This window comes from Pseudonocardia sp. McavD-2-B (assembly GCF_024124365.1).
Lineage (GTDB): Bacteria > Actinomycetota > Actinomycetes > Mycobacteriales > Pseudonocardiaceae > Pseudonocardia > Pseudonocardia alni.
Genome location: NZ_JAMXSG010000104.1, coordinates 1 through 17,719 on the forward strand (window position 1 = coordinate 1; position 17,719 = coordinate 17,719).

At 73.5% G+C, this 17,719-nt stretch carries 19 protein-coding genes; 7 read left to right on the forward strand and 12 right to left on the reverse strand.

Annotated features, from left to right (window positions below):
* Window positions 1-117 precede the first annotated feature (117 nt).
* From NH602_RS15290 to NH602_RS15300, 3 genes are all read right to left on the reverse strand, one after another.
* Window positions 118-2,004, reverse strand: coding sequence for an NAD(P)H-dependent oxidoreductase subunit E (locus NH602_RS15290; RefSeq protein ID WP_073574836.1), 1,887 nt, complete (start codon window positions 2,002-2,004; stop codon window positions 118-120).
* The gene (locus NH602_RS15295; RefSeq protein WP_253068159.1) at window positions 2,005-3,930 is read right to left on the reverse strand and encodes a molybdopterin oxidoreductase family protein; all 1,926 of its coding nucleotides are present in this window, start codon (window positions 3,928-3,930) and stop codon (window positions 2,005-2,007) included. It lies immediately after the preceding gene.
* Window positions 3,931-3,992: 62 nt separating this feature from the next.
* Complete coding sequence (locus tag NH602_RS15300; protein ID WP_308292846.1) at window positions 3,993-4,868, reverse strand: molybdenum cofactor guanylyltransferase; 876 nt, start codon at window positions 4,866-4,868, stop codon at window positions 3,993-3,995.
* Between NH602_RS15300 and fdhD the strand changes: the two genes are divergently transcribed.
* Entirely contained in the window at window positions 4,833-5,660 is an 828-nt protein-coding gene (gene fdhD / locus NH602_RS15305) for a formate dehydrogenase accessory sulfurtransferase FdhD (RefSeq protein ID WP_073574832.1), read from the forward strand. The genes NH602_RS15300 and fdhD overlap by 36 nt on opposite strands.
* A 14-nt stretch (window positions 5,661-5,674) precedes the next feature.
* Here fdhD and NH602_RS15310 read toward each other — a convergent pair whose 3' ends face one another.
* Window positions 5,675-6,631, reverse strand: coding sequence for a DMT family transporter (locus NH602_RS15310; protein ID WP_253068160.1), 957 nt, complete (start codon window positions 6,629-6,631; stop codon window positions 5,675-5,677).
* Window positions 6,632-6,704: 73 nt separating this feature from the next.
* Here NH602_RS15310 and NH602_RS15315 point away from each other — a divergent pair, with 73 nt between their 5' ends.
* Entirely contained in the window at window positions 6,705-7,652 is a 948-nt protein-coding gene (locus tag NH602_RS15315) for a LysR family transcriptional regulator (RefSeq protein ID WP_253068161.1), read from the forward strand.
* 85 nt (window positions 7,653-7,737) lie between these two features.
* Here the strand turns inward: NH602_RS15315 and NH602_RS15320 are convergent, their stop codons facing one another.
* The gene (locus NH602_RS15320; RefSeq protein WP_073574829.1) at window positions 7,738-8,763 is read right to left on the reverse strand and encodes an LLM class flavin-dependent oxidoreductase; all 1,026 of its coding nucleotides are present in this window, start codon (window positions 8,761-8,763) and stop codon (window positions 7,738-7,740) included.
* An 89-nt stretch (window positions 8,764-8,852) separates the two neighbouring features.
* Here NH602_RS15320 and NH602_RS15325 point away from each other — a divergent pair, with 89 nt between their 5' ends.
* Entirely contained in the window at window positions 8,853-9,362 is a 510-nt protein-coding gene (locus NH602_RS15325) for a copper chaperone PCu(A)C (RefSeq protein WP_253068162.1), read from the forward strand.
* A 6-nt stretch (window positions 9,363-9,368) separates the two neighbouring features.
* On the opposite strand, the gene NH602_RS15330 is transcribed toward NH602_RS15325, so the two are convergent.
* The 5 genes from NH602_RS15330 to dop all read right to left on the reverse strand — a co-directional run bounded on the left by NH602_RS15330 (window position 9,369) and on the right by dop (window position 13,604).
* Entirely contained in the window at window positions 9,369-9,848 is a 480-nt protein-coding gene (locus NH602_RS15330; protein WP_073574827.1) for a hypothetical protein, read from the reverse strand.
* A gap of 35 nt (window positions 9,849-9,883) precedes the next feature.
* Window positions 9,884-10,699 (reverse strand): proteasome subunit alpha, encoded by an 816-nt coding sequence (prcA, locus tag NH602_RS15335; protein WP_073574826.1) that lies wholly within the window; start codon window positions 10,697-10,699, stop codon window positions 9,884-9,886.
* Between the two features lie 40 nt (window positions 10,700-10,739).
* On the reverse strand, window positions 10,740-11,627 hold the full coding sequence (prcB, locus tag NH602_RS15340) for a proteasome subunit beta (RefSeq protein ID WP_179759834.1): 888 nt from the start codon (window positions 11,625-11,627) through the stop codon (window positions 10,740-10,742).
* 164 nt (window positions 11,628-11,791) lie between these two features.
* Window positions 11,792-11,989: a ubiquitin-like protein Pup gene (locus tag NH602_RS15345; protein WP_020626587.1), complete on the reverse strand. Its 198-nt coding sequence runs from the start codon at window positions 11,987-11,989 to the stop codon at window positions 11,792-11,794.
* 106 nt (window positions 11,990-12,095) lie between these two features.
* Window positions 12,096-13,604 (reverse strand): depupylase/deamidase Dop, encoded by a 1,509-nt coding sequence (dop, locus tag NH602_RS15350; protein ID WP_073575316.1) that lies wholly within the window; start codon window positions 13,602-13,604, stop codon window positions 12,096-12,098.
* Window positions 13,605-13,713: 109 nt separating this feature from the next.
* Here dop and NH602_RS15355 point away from each other — a divergent pair, with 109 nt between their 5' ends.
* Together NH602_RS15355 and NH602_RS15360 are read left to right on the forward strand one after the other, a co-directional pair.
* Window positions 13,714-14,271, forward strand: coding sequence for an NUDIX domain-containing protein (locus NH602_RS15355; protein WP_208823751.1), 558 nt, complete (start codon window positions 13,714-13,716; stop codon window positions 14,269-14,271).
* A gap of 167 nt (window positions 14,272-14,438) precedes the next feature.
* Window positions 14,439-14,630 (forward strand): hypothetical protein, encoded by a 192-nt coding sequence (locus tag NH602_RS15360; protein ID WP_073574824.1) that lies wholly within the window; start codon window positions 14,439-14,441, stop codon window positions 14,628-14,630.
* 100 nt (window positions 14,631-14,730) lie between these two features.
* Here the strand turns inward: NH602_RS15360 and lpdA are convergent, their stop codons facing one another.
* Both lpdA and NH602_RS15370 read right to left on the reverse strand, forming a co-directional pair.
* Window positions 14,731-16,134 (reverse strand): dihydrolipoyl dehydrogenase, encoded by a 1,404-nt coding sequence (lpdA, locus tag NH602_RS15365; RefSeq protein WP_073574823.1) that lies wholly within the window; start codon window positions 16,132-16,134, stop codon window positions 14,731-14,733.
* A gap of 9 nt (window positions 16,135-16,143) precedes the next feature.
* Window positions 16,144-16,662 (reverse strand): MarR family winged helix-turn-helix transcriptional regulator, encoded by a 519-nt coding sequence (locus NH602_RS15370; protein ID WP_062395129.1) that lies wholly within the window; start codon window positions 16,660-16,662, stop codon window positions 16,144-16,146.
* A 91-nt stretch (window positions 16,663-16,753) separates the two neighbouring features.
* On the opposite strand from NH602_RS15370, the gene NH602_RS15375 reads away from it, so the two are divergent.
* Both NH602_RS15375 and NH602_RS15380 read left to right on the forward strand, forming a co-directional pair.
* Complete coding sequence (locus NH602_RS15375) at window positions 16,754-17,308, forward strand: YceI family protein (RefSeq protein ID WP_253068163.1); 555 nt, start codon at window positions 16,754-16,756, stop codon at window positions 17,306-17,308.
* A gap of 74 nt (window positions 17,309-17,382) precedes the next feature.
* Window positions 17,383-17,719, forward strand: a 337-nt coding sequence (locus tag NH602_RS15380) for a DUF6597 domain-containing transcriptional factor (RefSeq protein WP_374210176.1), incomplete at its 3' end; no start/stop codon positions are given.

Genomic DNA, 17,719 nt, shown 5'->3' on the forward strand with positions numbered 1-17,719 from the left:
CGCCGGGGGTGCCGTCGCCGGACGACGCGTCGGCCTCGGGTGCGCCGTCGACCTCCCCGGCCCGGGGTGCCCGCGAGCCGCCGCCCGGCCCCATCGGGCCCTTCCCGCTGGTCGTGGTCATCGACGCCCTCCGTGTCCGTTCGACGAGTGCGACGGCGCCGCGATCAGCCCCAGGTCGAGTGCGGAGGCGACGGCCGACGGCGCGGTCTGCCCGAGCCCGCAGATCGACGCGTCGCGCATGACCCGCGCGAGGTCGTCGAGCAGGGCCAGCTCGGTCTCCCGCGACCCGAGCGGGGCACCGCGTTCCAGCCGGGCCAGTGCCTCCTCCTGGCGGACCGTCCCGACCCGGCACGGCACGCACTGCCCGCAGGACTCGTCGCGGAAGAAGGCCGCGATCCGGCGGAGGGTGGCGGTGAGGTCGGCGCGGTCGTCGAACACGAGCACGACACCGGACCCGAGGGTGGCGCCGATGTCGCGGGCCCCCTCCAGGGTGAGGGGCACGTCGAGGTCCTGCGGGAGGACGAACCCGCCCGCGGCGCCGCCCAGCAGCACGGTGCGCAGCGTGCCGCGGGTGCCCCCGGCGAGGTCGAGCAGCTCGCGCAGGGTGGTGCCGAAGTCGACCTCGTACACCCCGGGGGCGCCGACGGCACCGGAGACGCAGAACAGCTTGGACCCGGTGGACCGGCCCCCGCCGACCGAGGCGAAGGCCCCGCCGCCGATGTTGAGCACCTCCAGCACGTTGTAGAGGGTCTCGACGTTGTTGATCGCGGTCGGCTTCCCGAACAGCCCCGAGGTGGCCGGGAACGGCGGCTTGTTCCGCGGCTCGCCGCGGTACCCCTCGATCGACTCCAGCAGCGCGGTCTCCTCACCGCAGATGTAGGCGCCCGCGCCGCGGCGCAGGTCGATGTCGAAGGCGAAGCCCTCCCCCATGACGTCGTCGCCGAGGTGGCCGCGCGCCCGGGCCGCGGCGATCGCGTCCTGCAGCCGGCGGGTCGCCAGCGGGTACTCGCCGCGGATGTAGAGGTGCCCGACGGTGGCGCCGGTGACGTAGCCGGCGATCGTCATGGCCTCGACCAGCCCGAACGGGTCGCCCTCCATGAGCACCCGGTCCTTGAAGGTGCCCGGTTCGGACTCGTCGGCATTGCAGACGAGGTGGTGCGGACGCTCCGGGGACTGCGCCACACCCTCCCACTTGACGCCGGTGGGGAACGCCGCGCCGCCGCGCCCGGTGAGCGAGGCGTCCTTCAGCTCGGCGATGACCCGGGTGGCGCCGAGGCGGACCGCGCGGCGCAGGGCCGCGTAGCCGCCGCGGGCGCGGTAGTCGTCGAGCGAGGTGGGGTCGACGACGCCGACCCGGCGCAGCAGCCGCAGGTGTTCCCCGGTCCGGGTCTGCGGGGCCGAGACGGTGGTGTCGGCGAAGGCCCGGTCGGCGTCGGCCGCCTGCTCCCCGGCCGGGTCGGCGGGCGCGTGCGCCGCGGCGAGGACGGCCTGCGGGGTCGCGGGGGCCTGGGACAGGTCGGGTTCGCCCGCGCGCTGGTGCAGCACCGCGGGTGCCCGCTCGCACAGTCCCAGGCAGGGGCTGCGCACCACGCAGGCGCGCCCGCCGTCGAGGTCGCGCTCCAGCGCCGCGACGATCTCCTCGCCGCCGGACGGGCCGCACGCCACGTCGTCGCAGACGTGCACCACCCGCGGGGCGCGCGGCTCCACCGAGAACATCGCGTAGAAGGTGGCGACGCCGTACACCTCGGCCGGCGGGACCTGCAGCGTCCGCGCGACGTGGTTCAGCGACCCCTCCGACAGCCAGCCCGCCGCGTCGTGCACCGCGTGCAGCAGCGGCAGCAGGAGGTGGCGCCGCGAGCGGGCGGCGTGCCCGGCGTGCGCCGACCGGGTCGGCCGGTCCCCGGCGGTGGCGTCCGCGGCGGTGGGGGCGAGCAACCCGAACGCGGCGTCGATCGTGTCCCGTTCGGCCGCGGTCGGTGCGGCGGTGGAGATGTGGAGATCCATTCACAGCCTCTCGATCCGCACCGCGGTCGCCTTGAACTCCGAGGTCCCCGACTTGGGGTCCCAGGCGTCGTTGGTGAGGACGTTGACGTCGACCTGCTCGGTGAAGTGCGGGGTGAACGACGCCAGCCCCGGCCGCAGCGACCGGTCGACCCACACCGGCGCCTCGACACTGCCGCGACGGCTGGTGACCCGCACCCGGTCGCCGTCGGTGATGCCGAGCGCGGCGGCGTCGGCCGCGTCGATGCGCAGCGACTCGCGGCGGCGCAGCGGCGAGGCGTAGCCGCCGGTCTGCACCCCCGAGTTGTAGGCGTCGAGCAGCCGCACGGTGGTGAGCCGGATCGGATACTCCTCGGTGAGCTCGTCGGCCGGTGGGACGTGCTCGACCGGGGTGAACGGCGCCGGCGCGCCGCGCTCGTCCGGGTCGTCGGCCCACAGCCGGGTGTGCATCAGCGGGGTGCCCGGGTGGTCCTCGGCGGGGCAGGGCCACTGGATGCCGCCGAGGGTGTCGAGGCGGTCGTAGCTCATGCCGTGGTGCCAGTTCAGCGACACCGAGCGCAGCTCGTCCCACACCTGCTCGGCGGTCGGCTCGCCCCAGTCGTGCCCGAGGCGCTGCGCGACGCCGCAGATGATGTGGGTGTCGGGACGGGCCAGGCCCGGCGGGTCGAGGGCCTTGCGGACCCGCTGGACGCGGCGCTCGGAGTTGGTGACGGTGCCCTCGTACTCGCACCAGTCCGCGGCGGCGGGCAGCACGACGTCGGCGAGCTCGGCCGTGGCGGTGCGGAAGATGTCCTGGACGACGAGGTGGTCGAGGGAGGACAGCAGGTGCCGGGCGTGGGTGGCGTCGGCCTCGGACTCGGCCGGGTTCTCCCCGATGCAGTACAGCGCGCTCATCTGGCCGGCCTCCATCGCCTCGAACATCTGCGACAGGTGCCTGCCGGGACGGTCGGGGAACTCCGCGCCGCCGTAGACGGCGTGGAAGCGGGCGTGCGCCTCGGCGTCGCCGACGTCGTAGCCGCCGGGCAGCTTGGCCGGGATGGCGCCCATGTCGCCGCCGCCCTGCACGTTGTTCTGCCCGCGCAGCGGCACCAGGCCGGAGCCGTAGCGGCCGACGTGCCCGGTCAGCAGCGCGAGGTTGATCAGGGCGAAGACGTAGTCGGCGGCGTTGTGGTGCTCGGTGATGCCCAGTGTCCAGCAGATCTGGGCGCGGTCGGCGCGGCCGTAGGCGTGCGCCAGCTCCCGGATCGACGACGCCGGGACCCCGGTGATCTCCTCGGCGCGCTCGAGCGTGTACGGCTCCACCGCGGCCCGGTAGTCCTCGAACCCGGTGGTGGAGCGCTCGACGAACGCGTGGTTGACCAGTCCGGCGTGGATGATCTCGCGGCCGACTGCGTTGGCCAGCGCGATGTCGGTGCCCACGTCGAGACCGAGCCACGAGTCCGCCCAGTGCGCGGTGGAGGTGTGGCGCGGGTCGACCGAGAACATCCGGGCGCCCTTGCGGATCCCCTGCAGCACGTGGTGGAAGAAGATGGGGTGCGTCTCGCGGGCGTTACTGCCCCACAGGACGAGGAGGTCGGCGTTCTCCGCCTCGACGTAGGCGGAGGTGCCGCCGCCGGCACCGAACACTGCCGTCAGACCGACGACGCTGGGAGCGTGTCAAGTGCGGTTGCAGCTGTCGACGTTGTTGCTGCCCATCACCGCCCGGGCGAACTTCTGCGCGACGTAGTTCATCTCGTTCGTCGCCTTGGAGCAGCTGAACATGCCGAAGCGGTCGCCCGGGACACCGGCGAACCCGGCCGCGGCACGGTCGAGGGCCTCGTCCCAGGACGCCGGGCGCAGCACCCCGTTCTCGCGGACCAGCGGCTCGGTGAGGCGGACGTGGCGGGGGCGGAAGCCCCGGCGCGATCCCTGCGGGCGGGTGGCGGTCATCGTCGACCTCCGGGGTGGTGGTGACCTTCGGCCCCCGCACCGTAGCAAGGTCGAGACCCCCGTCACACCCCTTCGAGCTCGTCGCCGGTCACCAGCGGGAACCACGGCGGCAGCGGCCCCGTCCCGCCCGCGACGGCCACCGGGCGCCCCAGCTCCCCCGCCGTGCGGGCGCGGACGGTGCGGATCACGCCCCCCTCGACCAGCCGCACCGCGGGCAGCGGGCGGGCCCGGGCCGCGGCCAGCTCGGCGGGGGTGTTGACGTTGGTCAGCGACGCCAGGTCCGGGTCGAGGCGGGCCAGCACCGGGTCGCTGCGCAGGGTCTGCTCGCCGATCCGGCGCACCGCGACCCGGTCGAACAGCGACGGCGGGCGGCCCTGCCCGGACGCGGTCAGCCCGTCGATCACCGGGGCGAGTGCGGTGGCGTAGGCGGCGGCGAGCGGCTGGTGGTGCCCGAACGCCTCGGGCAGCGCGACGTCGTGCTCCCCGCGCAGATCCAGCACGCGGGCGACGAAGGCGGGGTGCAGCAGCGGCAGGTCGACCGACGCGACGAACGCCGCCTGCGCCCGGCCCGCGACGGCGGCCAGCCCGGCGCCGATCGCGGGCAGCGGGCCGAGCCCGGGTACCGGGTCGTCGACGACCTCGGTGCCCGGCGGCAGCTCCGGCAGCTCCTGCCCGGCGGCACGCACCACGACCAGCGGCCCGTCCACCGCCCGGCCCAGTACGGCGACGGTGCGGGTCAGCAGCGCCGCCCCGTGCCAGTCCAGCGACGCCTTCGCCGTCCCCATCCGCGAGGACGCACCGCCCGCCGGCACGATTCCCGCCCCCGGCCGACGACCCCCGTACCCGCGCACGTGGCCGATCCTCCTCCTACCCTGGGGGGTGGACAGCGGGAGGGGATCGGAATGGGACGGCTCACCGTGCGGCGCCCGGTGCTGCACCTCAACGGGGACGGCAGCACCCGCTCGCGTCCGGACACCCTCGTGGCCGAGGAGCCGCTGGAGCTGCGCGTCGGGGGGAAGGCGCTGTCGGTGACGATGCGCACCCCCGGCCACGACGTGGAGCTCGCGCACGGGTTCCTGCTGACCGAGGGTGTGATCGGCTCCGGGCTGGACCTGGCCGGGGCCCGCTACTGCAACTCCGTCGACGAGCAGGGCCGCAACACCTACAACGTGCTCGACGTCGACCTGGCCGAGGGCGTCGCCCCGCCGGACGCGTCGGTGGAGCGGAACTTCTACACCACCTCGTCGTGCGGGGTGTGCGGGAAGGCCTCGCTGGACGCGGTGAAGCTCAAGACCCGCCACTCCCCGGCGGCGGACCCGCTGCGGATCGACCGGGAGCTGCTGCTGGAGCTGCCCGACCGGCTGCGCGAGCACCAGAAGGTGTTCGGCTCCACCGGCGGGCTGCACGCCGCCGCCCTGTTCGACGCCGACGGTGGCCTGCTCGCCGCCCGCGAGGACGTGGGCCGGCACAACGCGGTGGACAAGGTGCTGGGCCGGATGGTGATGGACGGCCGCGTGCCCGCCGCCGGCACCGTGCTGATGGTGTCGGGACGGGCGTCGTTCGAACTGGTGCAGAAGGCCGTGATGGCCGGGGTGCCGATGCTCGCGGCGGTGTCGGCGCCGTCGTCGCTGGCCGTCGAGCTGGCCGAGGAGTCCGGGATGACCCTGGTCGGGTTCCTGCGCGGGCGGACCGGCAACGTCTACACCGGGGCCGAGCGCATCGACCTGTAGGGCCGGGAGGTGCGTCAGGCCCGTGGCGTGAGCGTGGCCCAGGCCCGCTCGTGCCGGTCCACCACCCGGCGCAGCCGCCCCGCGGTCCCGGCCGGGCCGACCAGCGCGGCGACGGTGGCGACCACCAGCGCGCAGCCCGCGACCTGCCACGCGGTCAGGGTCTCCCCGAGCACCAGCATGCCGAGCACCACCGACAGCACCGGGTGCACCAGCAGCAGCGCACCCGCGGTGCCCGGCGCCAGCCCGGCCGAGCCGCGCCCGATCAGCACCCAGGACACCACCTGCCCGGCCAGGGCCAGCACGATCAGCCAGGCCCACGTCGTCGCGGGCAGCGCGACCACGATCCCGCCCCCGGCGACGCCGACGATCCCGCAGGTCACCCCGGCCCCGACGGTCGCCAGCGCGACCGGGGTCACCAGGTGACGCGGGCGGCCCCGCGACACCGAGCGGTTCAGGTGCAGGAAGCCGGTGTAGGCGACCCCGGCGAGGGTGCCGAGCACCGCACCACGCACCGGCTCCGGTCCGCCGACCCCGGCGCCGAGCACCCCGCCGGCCAGCGCGATGCCGCCCAGCAGCAGCGGCGCCGCGTACACCAGCCGGCGCGGGACCCGCTCCCCCGCTACGACCCAGGCGATCAGCGGCAGCGCCAGCACCTGGATGTTGAGCACGACGTTCGCGATCCCGGCGCCCGCGTCGAGCACCGCGCGGGTCCACAGCAGGAAGTCCGCCCCCAGGAACACCCCGGACAGCAGGGACCAGCCGACCGTCGCGAGCGGGAGGCCGCCCGCGCGGCGGTACTCGGCCAGTGCCCACGGCCCCAGCACGACCAGGGCGAGCACGCACCGCCAGACCGACGCCGTCGCCGGGTCGGCGCCCGCGAGCGCGACGAGGATGCCGGTCCAGGCCAGGACCGAGGCGCCGGCGACGAGGAGGAGGGCGGAGTGCGGATCGGGGGTGGTGCGTACGTTCACCCGATCCACGATCCCCGCCGCAACCGCGAAGCTCCAATGATTGTTCCTACCTGGTACCGCTAAGCTGTGCTGTGTGATCTCCTGGGACCGGCTGCGCGTATTCGACGCCGTCGCCGAGCACGGCTCGGTCGGCGCCGCCGCGGCCGCGCTGCACATCACCGGACCCGCGGTGACCCAGCAGCTACGCAAGCTCGAACGCGAGACCGGCACCCGGCTCGTCGAACCGGACGGGCGGGGCATCCGGCTCACCGCGGCCGGGCACGTGCTGGCCGGGCACGCGGCCACCGCGGCGGCGACCGTCGCCGGCGCCGAGCGCGACCTCGCCGCCCTGCACGACGACGCCGCCGGGCCCCTGCGGATCGGCTCGGTCGCGAGCGCCCTGCGGACACTGCTGCCCGAGGTCATCGACGGACTGGCCGCCGCGCACCCCCGGCTGGTCCCCACCGTCGACGACGGCGAGGTCGTCGACCTGCTGCCCGCGCTGCAGAACCGCGACCTGGACGCGGTGCTCATGGAGAGCTGGACCCAGCGTCCGGCCCGGCTGCCCGCGGGGATCCGGGTGACCGCGCTGGGCACCGAGCCCGCGATGCTCGCCGTCCCCGCCGACGACCCGCTCACCGGGCCCGACCCGGTGCCGCTGCGCACCCTGGCCGGACGGGTGTGGGCGTCGGGCCCGATCGGGACCGAGCCGTACGAGGCGCTGCTGCAGCTGCTGCGCAGCGCCGGGTTCGAGCCGGACATCCGCTACCGGGTCGGGGACTTCTCCACCCAGCTGTCCCTCGTCCGGGCGCGGCTCGCGGTCGCGCTCGTGCCGGCGATGGCGGTGGCGGGCTCGGCGGTGCCCGGAGGCACCGGCCCGGTCCCCGCCACCGCCGACGACGGCGTCCGCCTGCTGTCCTGCCGGCCCGCGGCGGGCCGCTCCCTGGTCCTGGCCACCCGCGGGTCCGACGCCGACCTCCCCGCCCTGCGCGCCCTCGTCGACGGCCTGCGCACCGCGGCGGCCCGCATCTCCCCCGCCTGACCCCCGCGTCCGCAGCCACACCCCCTGGCCGCCTCCCACACCCGTCGCAACGGGTGTGGGAGCCCGGAACCGGGTGTGGATCCGTTCAGGCGAGCATGTCGCGCACCATCGGGATGACCCGCGTGCCGTACAGCTCGACCGCGCGCAGCCGGGCCGACACCGGCTGCGGCCCGACGGTGTAGATCAGGTCGAAGCGCTGGGCGCCCAGCGAGCGGATCGAGTCGGCGATGCGGCGGGCCACCGTCTCGGGGGACCCGACGTGCAGCGCACCGCCGGAGACCTCGGCCTCGAACCGGGCGCGGTCCAGCGGCGGCCAACCGCGCTGGGCGCCGATCCGGTCCATCTGCGCCTTGTACGGGGCGAAGAAGATCTCCTTCGCCTCCTCGTCGGTGTCGGCGACGAAGCCCGGCGAGTGCATGCCCACCGGCTTCGCCGCGTGCCCGAACTGCTCGACGGCGCGGTGGTAGAGGTCGACGTAGGGCGCGAACCGTCCGGCCGGGCCGCCGATGATGGCGAGCATCAGGCCCAGGTCGTGGCGGGCGGTGCGGACCACCGACTCCGGCGAGCCGCCGACACCGACCCACACGGGCAGCCGGCGGCCGGTCGTCGGGAAGACCTCGACGCCGTCGAGCGCGGCGCGGGTGGCGCCCCGCCATGTCACCGGCTTCTCGTCGAGGAGCTGCACGAACAGCTCCAGCTTCTCCTCGAACAGCTGCTCGTAGTCGTTCATGGAGTAGCCGAACAGCGGGAAGGACTCGGTGAACGAGCCGCGACCCACGATGACCTCGGCACGGCCGTCGGACAGCGCATCGAGGGTGGCGAAGCGCTGGTACACCCGCACCGGGTCGTCCGAGCTGAGCACGGTGACGCCGGAGGACAGCCGGATCCGGGAGGTGCGGGTCGCGATCCCGGCGAGCACCGTCTCCGGGGTGGTGATGGCGTACTCGGGGCGGTGGTGCTCCCCCAGCGCGACGACGTCGACGCCGGCCCCGTCGGCCAGCACCACCTCGTCGACGACCTGGCGGATGGCCTGCGGGTGCGACAGCGGCGTGCCGTCGTCGCCCACCGGCACGTCGCCGAAGGTGTCCATGCCGAAGACGATGTCGCTCATCCGCTCCCCCAATATGGTTGATTCTTCAACCATCATGCCACGGAGGCGGACCGTGCGTGGACGGGGCCCGGAACGGGGAACCCGGGCACATGCGACGTACCGCGCCCGCGCTGCTGGCCCTGTTCCTGCTCACGGGGTGCGGCACGGCCGCACCCACCATCGACCTGGACGACCCGATGGGCACCGCGGGCGACGCGGCCACCTCGATCGGCGCGATCGACATCCGCGACGCGGCCATCGCACCCGCCGACGACGCCGAGGGCGGGATCGCCCACCCCGCGGGCTCCGACGTCGGGCTGCGCCTCGTCGCGGTCAACAACGGCGACGCCGCCGACCGGCTGGTCTCGGCGAGCTCCCCACTGGCCGAGGACGTCGACGTCAGCGGCGAGCGGTCCCTGCTCGGCGGCGCGACGCTGCTGGTGGGTGACACCGGGTCCGCCGTCCCCGCCGGCGCGGCGTCGGTCACCCGGGCCGCGGTGACCCTCGACGACCTGCGCCAGGCCCTGTCGGTCGGCCCGACCTACCCGGTCACCCTGACCTTCGAACGGGCCGGGTCCGTGACCCTGGAACTGCCGGTCGACAACCCCGACGGCAGGTGAGCTCGCTCAGCGCTCCCGGGCGCCGAGACGGCGGAGCAGGTTCGCCCCGAACCGGTCCCCTGTCGCGTCCATCGTCGCCTTCATCGTGCGGGTGACCACCGGCGCCGCGAGCCGCGACAGCGGCATGTCGACGTCGACGGTCAGCGAGATCTCCAGGTGCGTCGCCGGCGAGCCGTCCGGCTCCGGGTCCGCGTCGCTCAGCGCGTAGTAGCCCTCCGCGCCCGCCCACTCGGTCACCCCGGTGGGCGGCGCGTGGGTGAACTCGATCCGCTTGCCCTCGACGAAGGTCATCCGCTCGGTGAACACCGGCTTGATGCCCACCCCGAGCACCGCGATCCGCACCATGTGCCAGCGCCACAGCTCGTAGCCGTCGACGGCCGCGTCCCACGCGGAGTCGGCGTCGATCCGGTTGAGCAGCGGCGTCAGCGTCGGCAGCACATCGGGATCGGTCAGGACGCGCCAGACGTCGTCGCGCGAGGCCGTCACGACGGCCTCGGACGCGGTGGTCGCGGAGAAGCGGGTCAGGACGCCCCGTCCCCACCCAGTGCCCCACCGGCGGCGGGGGTGTCGTCGCCACCCGCCACGTCGGGCTCGGGCTCCTCGGTGCCGCGGTTCGCGGTCGGCAGCAGGTCGGTCAGCGCCGCACCCTCGAGACGGCGGAAGGTCCGCCGCGGCCGGGTCCGGTCGAGCACCGCGACCTCCAGCGCCTCGGCGCCGAGCACCCGCGGCTGGGCGTTCGCGCCGTTGCCCGGCGTGGCCGGGTCCGCGCCGGGCACCTGCAGCCCGCCGAGCGCGACCTCGATCGCGGCGCCCAGCTCCAGCCCGTGCTCGTAGGTCTCGGACAGCTTCTGCGAGATCGGCTCGGTCTGACCGCCCATGACGACGAACCGCGGCTCGTCGGTGATCGACCCGTCGTAGGTGATCCGGTACAGCTGGTCCCCGGCGGCCTCGACGCCCACCTCGGCGACGCAGAGCTCCACCTCGAAGGGCTTCTGCTGCTCGACGAACGCGGTGCCCAGCGCCTGGGCGTAGGCGTTGGCCAGCATCCGGCCGGTCACGTCGCGCCGGTCGTAGGTGAACCCGCGGAAGTCGGCCATCCGGATCCCGCCGGTACGCAGGTTCTCGAACTCGTTGTACCGGCCGACCGCGGCGAAGCCGATCTTGTCGTAGATCTCGGAGACCTTGTGCAGCGCCGTCGACCGGTTCTCCGCGACGAACAGCACGCCACCGGCGTAGGTCAGCACGACCACGCTGCGGCCGCGCGAGATGCCCTTGCGGGCCAGCTCGGACCGGTCGCGCAGCAGCTGGTCGACGGAGGAGTAGAACGGCATCGTCATGGGGGAGGCGCTCCAGGCTCGTGCTTCGTGCGGGGAGGGGTCAGCGGGACGGACCGCCGGGGCGCTCCCGGCGCCCGGCGATCACCTGGTCGACGACGGCGGCGATCTCGGCGTCGTCGCGGCGCACGGCGCCCTCGGCGGTGATGCCGACGACCACCGGGTAGATGCGCCGCACCGTGTCCGGCCCACCGGTGGCGGTGTCATCGTCCGCGGCGTCGTAGAGAGCCTCGACCGCCGTGCGCACCGCGCCGTCGAGGTCCGCGGCCGGGTCGTGCAGCTTCTTCAGCGACGACTTCGCGAACACCGAGCCGGAACCGACGGCGTGGAAGCCGAGGTTCTCGTCGTACCGGCCGCCGGTCGGGTCGAAGGTGACGATCCGGCCGGCCTGCGCTGGGTCGGCGGCGTCGGTGTCGTAGCCCGCGAACAGCGGGACGACGACGAAGCCCTGCATCGCCGCGCCCAGGTTCTGGCGGACCATGCCGGCGAGCTTGTTGGCCTTGCCGTCGAGCGAGAGCGGGACGCCCTCGAGCTTCTCGTAGTGCTCGAGGTCGACCGAGAACAGCCGGACCATCTCCAGCGCGATCCCCGCGGAGCCGGCGATGCCGACGGCGGAGTGGGTGTCGGTGACGAACACCTTCTCGATGTCGCGCTGGGCGATCACGTTGCCCGCGGTCGCGCGCCGGTCACCGGCGATCACGACGCCGCCGGAGAACAGCAGCGCGACGATCGTGGTGCCGTGCGGGACGCCCAGGGCGTCGGCGGAGGTGCCGGGACCAGCTGTCCGGTCCAGGCCCGCGCCGGGGAGCAGGTGCGGGGCCGCGCCGCCGACGAAGTCGGAGAACGACTGCGACCCGGTCAGGAAGGTGCCGAGCTGACCCGTGTGGTGCCCGGGCACCAGCCCGGAGGTGACCGACGGCCGGAACTCCATCTCTCGGACGTGCCTTTCGTTCGAACTGCGTGCGCCGGTGGTCCCGCTCCCCCGCGTCGGCGGGGTCTGCGGCCCTTCCGGCACGGCCGGGCCCGCAGGTGCGGACCCGGCCGGGACGGTACTGCTGGTGCCGGGGTGCGGCAGGGTGAGTGGCCCCGTGGGGCTCACTCACCGCCCTTCTGCACGTAGGACCGCACGAAGTCCTCCGCGTTCTCCTCCAGCACGTCGTCGATCTCGTCGAGGATGGTGTCGACGTCCTCACCGAGCTTCTCGCGGCGCTCCTGACCGGATCCGGACGCGTTCTCCCCGGACTCGTCGTCTCCGTCGCCGCCACCCTGGCGCTTGGTCTGCTCCTGGGACATGACGCCTCCTCCTCGCAGAGTTGCCTGCAGGTTCACCCTACCCACCGGGGGCGACAAAATCGCCTGTTGCGCAGCGGCGTGTGATCCGCTCCCCCGGCGGGCGGGCTCAGGAGGCGGTGAGCTTGTCGACCAGCTCCTCGGCCGTCGACACCGCCTCGAACAGCTCCCCCACGTGCTTGCGGGTACCGCGCAGCGGCTCCAGCGTCGGGATCCGCACCAGGGACTCGCGGCCCAGGTCGAAGATCACCGAGTCCCAGGACGCGGCGGCGACCTCGACCGGGAACCGGCCCATGCAGGTACCGCGGAAGTAGGCGCGGGTGTCCTCGGGCGGCTCGGTCATCGCCGCGGCGACCTGCTCCTCGGTGACCAGCCGGCGCATCGACCCGCGGGTGACGAGCCGGTTGTAGAGGCCCTTGGCCAGCCGCACGTCGGAGTACTGCAGGTCGACCATCCCGAGCCGGCCCGACCCCCAGGTCAGGCCGTCGCGCTCGCGGTAGGCCTCGAGCAGCTTGAGCTTGGCCGTCCAGTCGAGCCGGTCGGCGGTCAGCATCGGGTCGCGCTCCAGGTCGACCAGTACCGACTCCCACTCCTCGACGACCTCGCGGGTGTCGGGGTCCCACTCCTCGCGGCGCGGGGAGACGGTCTGCTCCATGTGCTCGACCGCGCGGGCCAGGTACTCCTGCTGGATCTGCACCGCGGTGAGGTGACGACCGTCGGCCAGCGGGACGGTCCGCTGCAGCGTCGGGTCGTGACTGATCCGCGAGACCGACTTCACCGGCTCGGCCAGGCGCAGGTCCTCGAACGAGCGCCCCTTCTCGATCATGTCGAGGACCAGGGCGGTGGTGCCGACCTTGAGCAGCGTCGAGATCTCGGACAGGTTCGCGTCGCCGATGATGACGTGCAGGCGGCGGTACTTGTCGGCGTCGGCGTGCGGCTCGTCGCGGGTGTTGATGATCCCGCGTTTGAGCGTGGTCTCCAGGCCGACCTCGACCTCGACGTAGTCCGAGCGCTGGGCGATCTGGTAGCCGGCCTCGTCACCCTGCTGGCCGAGGCCGACCCGGCCGGCGCCGCAGACGACCTGGCGGGTCACGAAGAACGGGGTGAGGCCGGTGACGATCGACGGGAACGTCGTCGTCCGGGCCATCAGATAGTTCTCGTGGGAGCCGTAGCTGGCGCCCTTGCCGTCGACGTTGTTCTTGTAGAGCTGCATCCGCGGCGCGCCCGGCACGGTGGCTGCGCGGTTCGCCGCCTCCAGCATGATCCGCTCGCCGGCCTTGTCCCAGGTCACGATGTCGCGCGGGGACAGGACCTCCGGAGTGGAGTACTCCGGGTGGGCGTGGTCGACGTAGAACCGGGCGCCGTTGGTGAGGATGACGTTCGCCGCGCCGAGGTCGTCGAGGTCGGTGTCGAGCTGCGGCGCCAGCGACGGCGCCGACAGGTCGAACCCCCGGGCGTCGCGCAGCGGCGACTCCACCTCGTAGTCCCAGCGCGCCCGGCGGTTGCGGGGCACGTCCGCCGCAGCGGCGTAGGCCAGCACCACCTGCGTCGAGGTGACGACGGGGTTCGCGGTGGGGTCACCGGGCACAGCGATGCCGTACTCCACCTCGGTGCCCATGATCCGGCGGGCCGTCACGACCGGCCCCCTGCGCGAGAGTGCATTGCACGAGACTAACCGTCCGCGCCCCCGGTCGGGGTGCACCGCGGCCCGGCGGGATGATCGTGGCGTGACCGATCCCGCACGTGAGCGCCTCACCGTCTTCGACGCCGGGGGCGCGCCCACCGGCGTCGCCGAGCGCGGCGAGGTCTACGCGCGCTCGCTGTGGCACGCCACGACGGCGGTCCTGCTCCGCTCCGCCGACGGCACGCGGGTCTACGTGCACCGTCGTACCGACACCAAGCTGGTCATGGCCGGGATGTGGGACTGCCTCGCCGGCGGGGTCCTCGACGAGGGCGAGACCCCCGACGCGTGCGCCGCCCGCGAGCTCGGCGAGGAGCTCGGCGTCACCGGCGTGCCGCTGGAGAAGCTGGCCGTGGTCGCCTTCGACGCCGCCGCGCTGGGTGTCGACACCGGGCCCGGCACCGGCCCGGACGGTCTGCGGGCCCACGTGCACGTCTACCGCGCCTTCTCCGACGGCCCGGTGACCCACCAGCCCTCGGAGGTGGCCGAGGGCGGCTGGTGGACCCTCGACGAGCTGGCGGCCCGGATCGGCGCGCCGGACCGGGCCTGGGTCCCCGACGGCCTGTACGTCACCCGCCTGCTGCTGGCCGACCTCGTCCGTTAGGGTCCTCGGGCCAGCGCGTTTACCAGTGGGTAACATACGTCACCCACATCGGTACCTGAATCGGTCACTACCCGGCGGGTCGCGCGACGCCACCCAGGGAAGGGCCCAGCGTGGGGCCTTCCCCGACGCCCACCACGCCCACCACGCGACAGTTCCAGGAGTCACCCATGGTCAGCATCTCGGTCTCGGCCCGTTCCCTCGCCGCCGCCAGGCTGATCGATCCCGACGTCAACACCGCCGCCGTGCAGGCCGCGGTGGAGGCGGCACTGGCCGCCGAGCGCCACGAGCAGCGCGCCGCGGGATCCACCACGCGTCGCGAGCACACCGCCCGCCGCGAGCCGGACTCCCGCCACTCCTGACCCTCCCCGCCCCGCCGGCGGCTTCCCGTGGGCCCGGCGGCGGGGCCGGACAGCGCGACGGCCCGCACCCCGAGTGGGATGCGGGCCGTCGCGGCCGTGATCAGAAGTTGATCATGTGGCCGGCCAGGCCGTGGATCGCCTCCTGCAGGCACTCCGACAGGGTCGGGTGCGCGTGCACGTTGCGCGCCATCTCGTGGACGGTCAGGTCCCACTTCTGGGCCAGGGTCAGCTCGGGCAGCAGCTCGGTCGCCTCGGCGCCGATGATGTGCCCACCCAGCAGCTCGCCGTAGGTGTCGTCGGCGATCAGCTTGACGAAGCCGGCGGGCTCGGCCATGCCGTGCGCCTTGCCGTTCGCGGTGAACGGGAAGGTCGCGGTGTTGACCTTCCAGCCCTTCTCGTCGGCCAGCTCGCGGGCCTCGGTCTCGGTGTAGCCGAACGACGCGACCTGCGGGTTGCAGAAGGTCGCGCGCGGCATCATCTTGTAGTTCAGCTCCTGGGTCTCGGCGCCCGCCAGGGTCTCGGCGGCGACGATGCCCTGCGCCTCGGCGACGTGGGCGAGCATGAGCTTCGCGGTGACGTCACCGATGGCGTAGACGTGCTCCACACTGGTGCGCATGTAGTCGTCGATCTCGATGGCGCCGCGCTCGGTGAGGTTCACGCCGAGCTTGTCGAGGCCGTACCCGTCGACCCGCGGGGCGAAGCCGATCGCCTGCACGACCTTGTCCGCGCGCAGGTCCTCGCTGCCCTTGGACGAGGAGACCGAGACGGTGACACCCTTGCCGTCGTCGGTGATGGACTCGACCTTCGTGGAGGTCCGCACCGTCACGCCGAGCTTCTTGTAGGCCTTGAGCAGCTCCTTGGACACGTCTGCGTCCTCGAGCGGGAGCAGCCGGTCCAGGTACTCGACGATGGTGACGTCGACGCCGTAGTTGGCCAGCACGAACGCGAACTCGACGCCGATCGCACCGGCACCGGCGATGATCACGCTCTCCGGCAGCTCGCGGGTGAGGATCTGCTCCTCGTAGGTCACGACGCGGTCGGACAGCTCGGTGCCCGGCAGCAGCTTGACGGTGGAGCCCGCAGCGATGATCACGTCGTCGTAGGTGACGGTCTCGTTGCCGCCCTTCGACAGCTCGACCTCGATCTCGCCCGGCTTGGTGAACCGGCCGAACCCGTCGAGCTCGGTGATCTTGTTCTTCTTCATCAGGAAGTGCACGCCCTTGACGCGCCCGTCCGCGACCGAACGGCTGCGGTCGAAGGCGGCGCCGAAGTCGAGCGACACCTCACCGGACAGACCGAAGGTCTTCTGCTCCTTGGTGACGATGTGCGCGATCTCGGCGTTGCGCAGCAGCGCCTTGGAGGGGATGCAGCCCACGTTGAGACAGACACCGCCCCAGTACTTCTCCTCGATCACCGCCACACTGCGGCCGAGCTGGGCAGCACGGATGGCCGCCACGTATCCACCGGGTCCGGCTCCGAGTACGACGACGTCGAAATGAGGCATGTGCCCAGCCTAGGACGCCTGGGCCGGGTCCGGGCCGTCCGGTCCCGAGTCCCGGGTCACGGGCCACTCCCCGCCACCGGACAGGTGCGCGACGACCGCCTCGCACGCCTCGCGCAGCCCGGCCTGCTGGGCCGGGGTCAGCCCGTCGAACACCGCCTCGCGGACGCTCTCGACGTGGTCCGGGGCCGCACCGGCCAGCACCTCGAAGCCGCGGTCGGTCAGCCGGGCCAGCTGACCGCGCCGGTCGGTGGGACAGGACCGCCGCTCGATCCAGCCCGCCTCCTCCATCCGGGCCACCGCGTGCGACACCCGGCTGCGCGAGGACAGCGCGGAGTCCGCGAGGACGCTCATCCGCAGCGTGCGGTCCGGCGCCTCGGAGAGCCGGACCAGGATCTCGTAGTACGCCTGGGGCATCCCCGCCCCGGCCTGCAGGCGTCGCTCCACCTTCTCCGAGACCAGCCGCTGCGCGGCCAGGAAGGCGCGCCAGGTGCGCTGCTCCTCGTCGTCCAGCCAGCGTGTGTGACTCATAGCACCCTCCGAAACATTGGGGCGTGGCATTCGTTGAACCTAGTATCGCTCTCAACAAGTGAGAGTTCAACTATCCCGAGGAGTCACCACCATGACCGCTGCCAACATCCCCGGCTACGTCGTCGGCACCTGGGACATCGACCCGGTGCACTCCGACGTGGCGTTCGTCGTCCGTCACATGATGGTCAGCAAGGTCCGTGGCCGCTTCGAGAAGGTCTCCGGCGAGCTCGTGACCGCGGAGCGGCTCGAGGACTCCACCGTCACCGCCACCATCGACGCCTCCTCGATCACCACCGGCAACGACCAGCGCGACGGCCACATCCGCTCCGCCGACTTTTTCGAGGTCGAGAAGTACCCGGAGTGGACCTTCCGGTCCACCGGGATCGCCGCGAAGGGTGAGGACTACGTGCTCACCGGCGACCTGACCCTCAAGGGCGTCACCAAGCCCGTCGAGCTGGACCTCGAGCTGAACGGCTTCGGCCCGGACGCCTGGGGCGGCACCCGCGCCGGGTTCACCGCGAAGACCACCGTCAAGCGGTCGGAGTTCGGTGTCGACATCGAGCTGCCGATGGACGGCGGCGGCGTCGTCGTCAGCGAGAAGGTCGGCGTCGAGCTGGAGATCCAGGCGGTCCTGCGCGCCTCCTGACCCCGCGCCCGCAGCCACGGCCCCGGACCGGCGACGCCGGCACCGGGGCCGTGCCGCGTCCGTAGGCTGGTGCCGTGCGCAGCTACTCCGAGACGGCCCCCGCCGGACCGCTGCGCGCAGCCGTCGAGGTGACCTGGCGGGCGCACGCCGGTACCGCGCCGCACACCCAGCGGGTGCTCCCCGACGGCTGCATGGACCTGCTCCTGTCCGGGGACCGGCTGGTCGTCGCGGGCCCCGACACCACGGCACACCTCGCCGCCTCGCCCGCGGGCGGCGTGACCACCGGTCTGCGCTTCCGCCCCGGCGCCCTCCCGGCCCTGCTCGGCATCCCGGCCGACGAGCTGCGCGACCGTCGGGCCCCGCTCGCCGACGTGCTCGACCCCGGCCGGCGTCGGCTGCTCCGGCCCACCC

Coding starts and splice junctions, on each gene's coding strand:
- NH602_RS15325 (WP_253068162.1), top strand. CDS start 8,853: ATGCGACGTACCGCGCCCGCGCTGCTGGCCCTGTTCCTGCTCACGGGG.
- fdhD (WP_073574832.1), top strand. CDS start 4,833: ATGGGACGGCTCACCGTGCGGCGCCCGGTGCTGCACCTCAACGGGGAC.
- prcA (WP_073574826.1), bottom strand. CDS start 10,699: ATGACGATGCCGTTCTACTCCTCCGTCGACCAGCTGCTGCGCGACCGG.
- NH602_RS15360 (WP_073574824.1), top strand. CDS start 14,439: ATGGTCAGCATCTCGGTCTCGGCCCGTTCCCTCGCCGCCGCCAGGCTG.
- lpdA (WP_073574823.1), bottom strand. CDS start 16,134: ATGCCTCATTTCGACGTCGTCGTACTCGGAGCCGGACCCGGTGGATAC.
- prcB (WP_179759834.1), bottom strand. CDS start 11,627: ATGGAGTTCCGGCCGTCGGTCACCTCCGGGCTGGTGCCCGGGCACCAC.
- NH602_RS15375 (WP_253068163.1), top strand. CDS start 16,754: ATGACCGCTGCCAACATCCCCGGCTACGTCGTCGGCACCTGGGACATC.
- NH602_RS15320 (WP_073574829.1), bottom strand. CDS start 8,763: ATGAGCGACATCGTCTTCGGCATGGACACCTTCGGCGACGTGCCGGTG.
- dop (WP_073575316.1), bottom strand. CDS start 13,604: ATGGGCACCGAGGTGGAGTACGGCATCGCTGTGCCCGGTGACCCCACC.
- NH602_RS15290 (WP_073574836.1), bottom strand. CDS start 2,004: ATGGATCTCCACATCTCCACCGCCGCACCGACCGCGGCCGAACGGGAC.
- NH602_RS15345 (WP_020626587.1), bottom strand. CDS start 11,989: ATGTCCCAGGAGCAGACCAAGCGCCAGGGTGGCGGCGACGGAGACGAC.
- NH602_RS15370 (WP_062395129.1), bottom strand. CDS start 16,662: ATGAGTCACACACGCTGGCTGGACGACGAGGAGCAGCGCACCTGGCGC.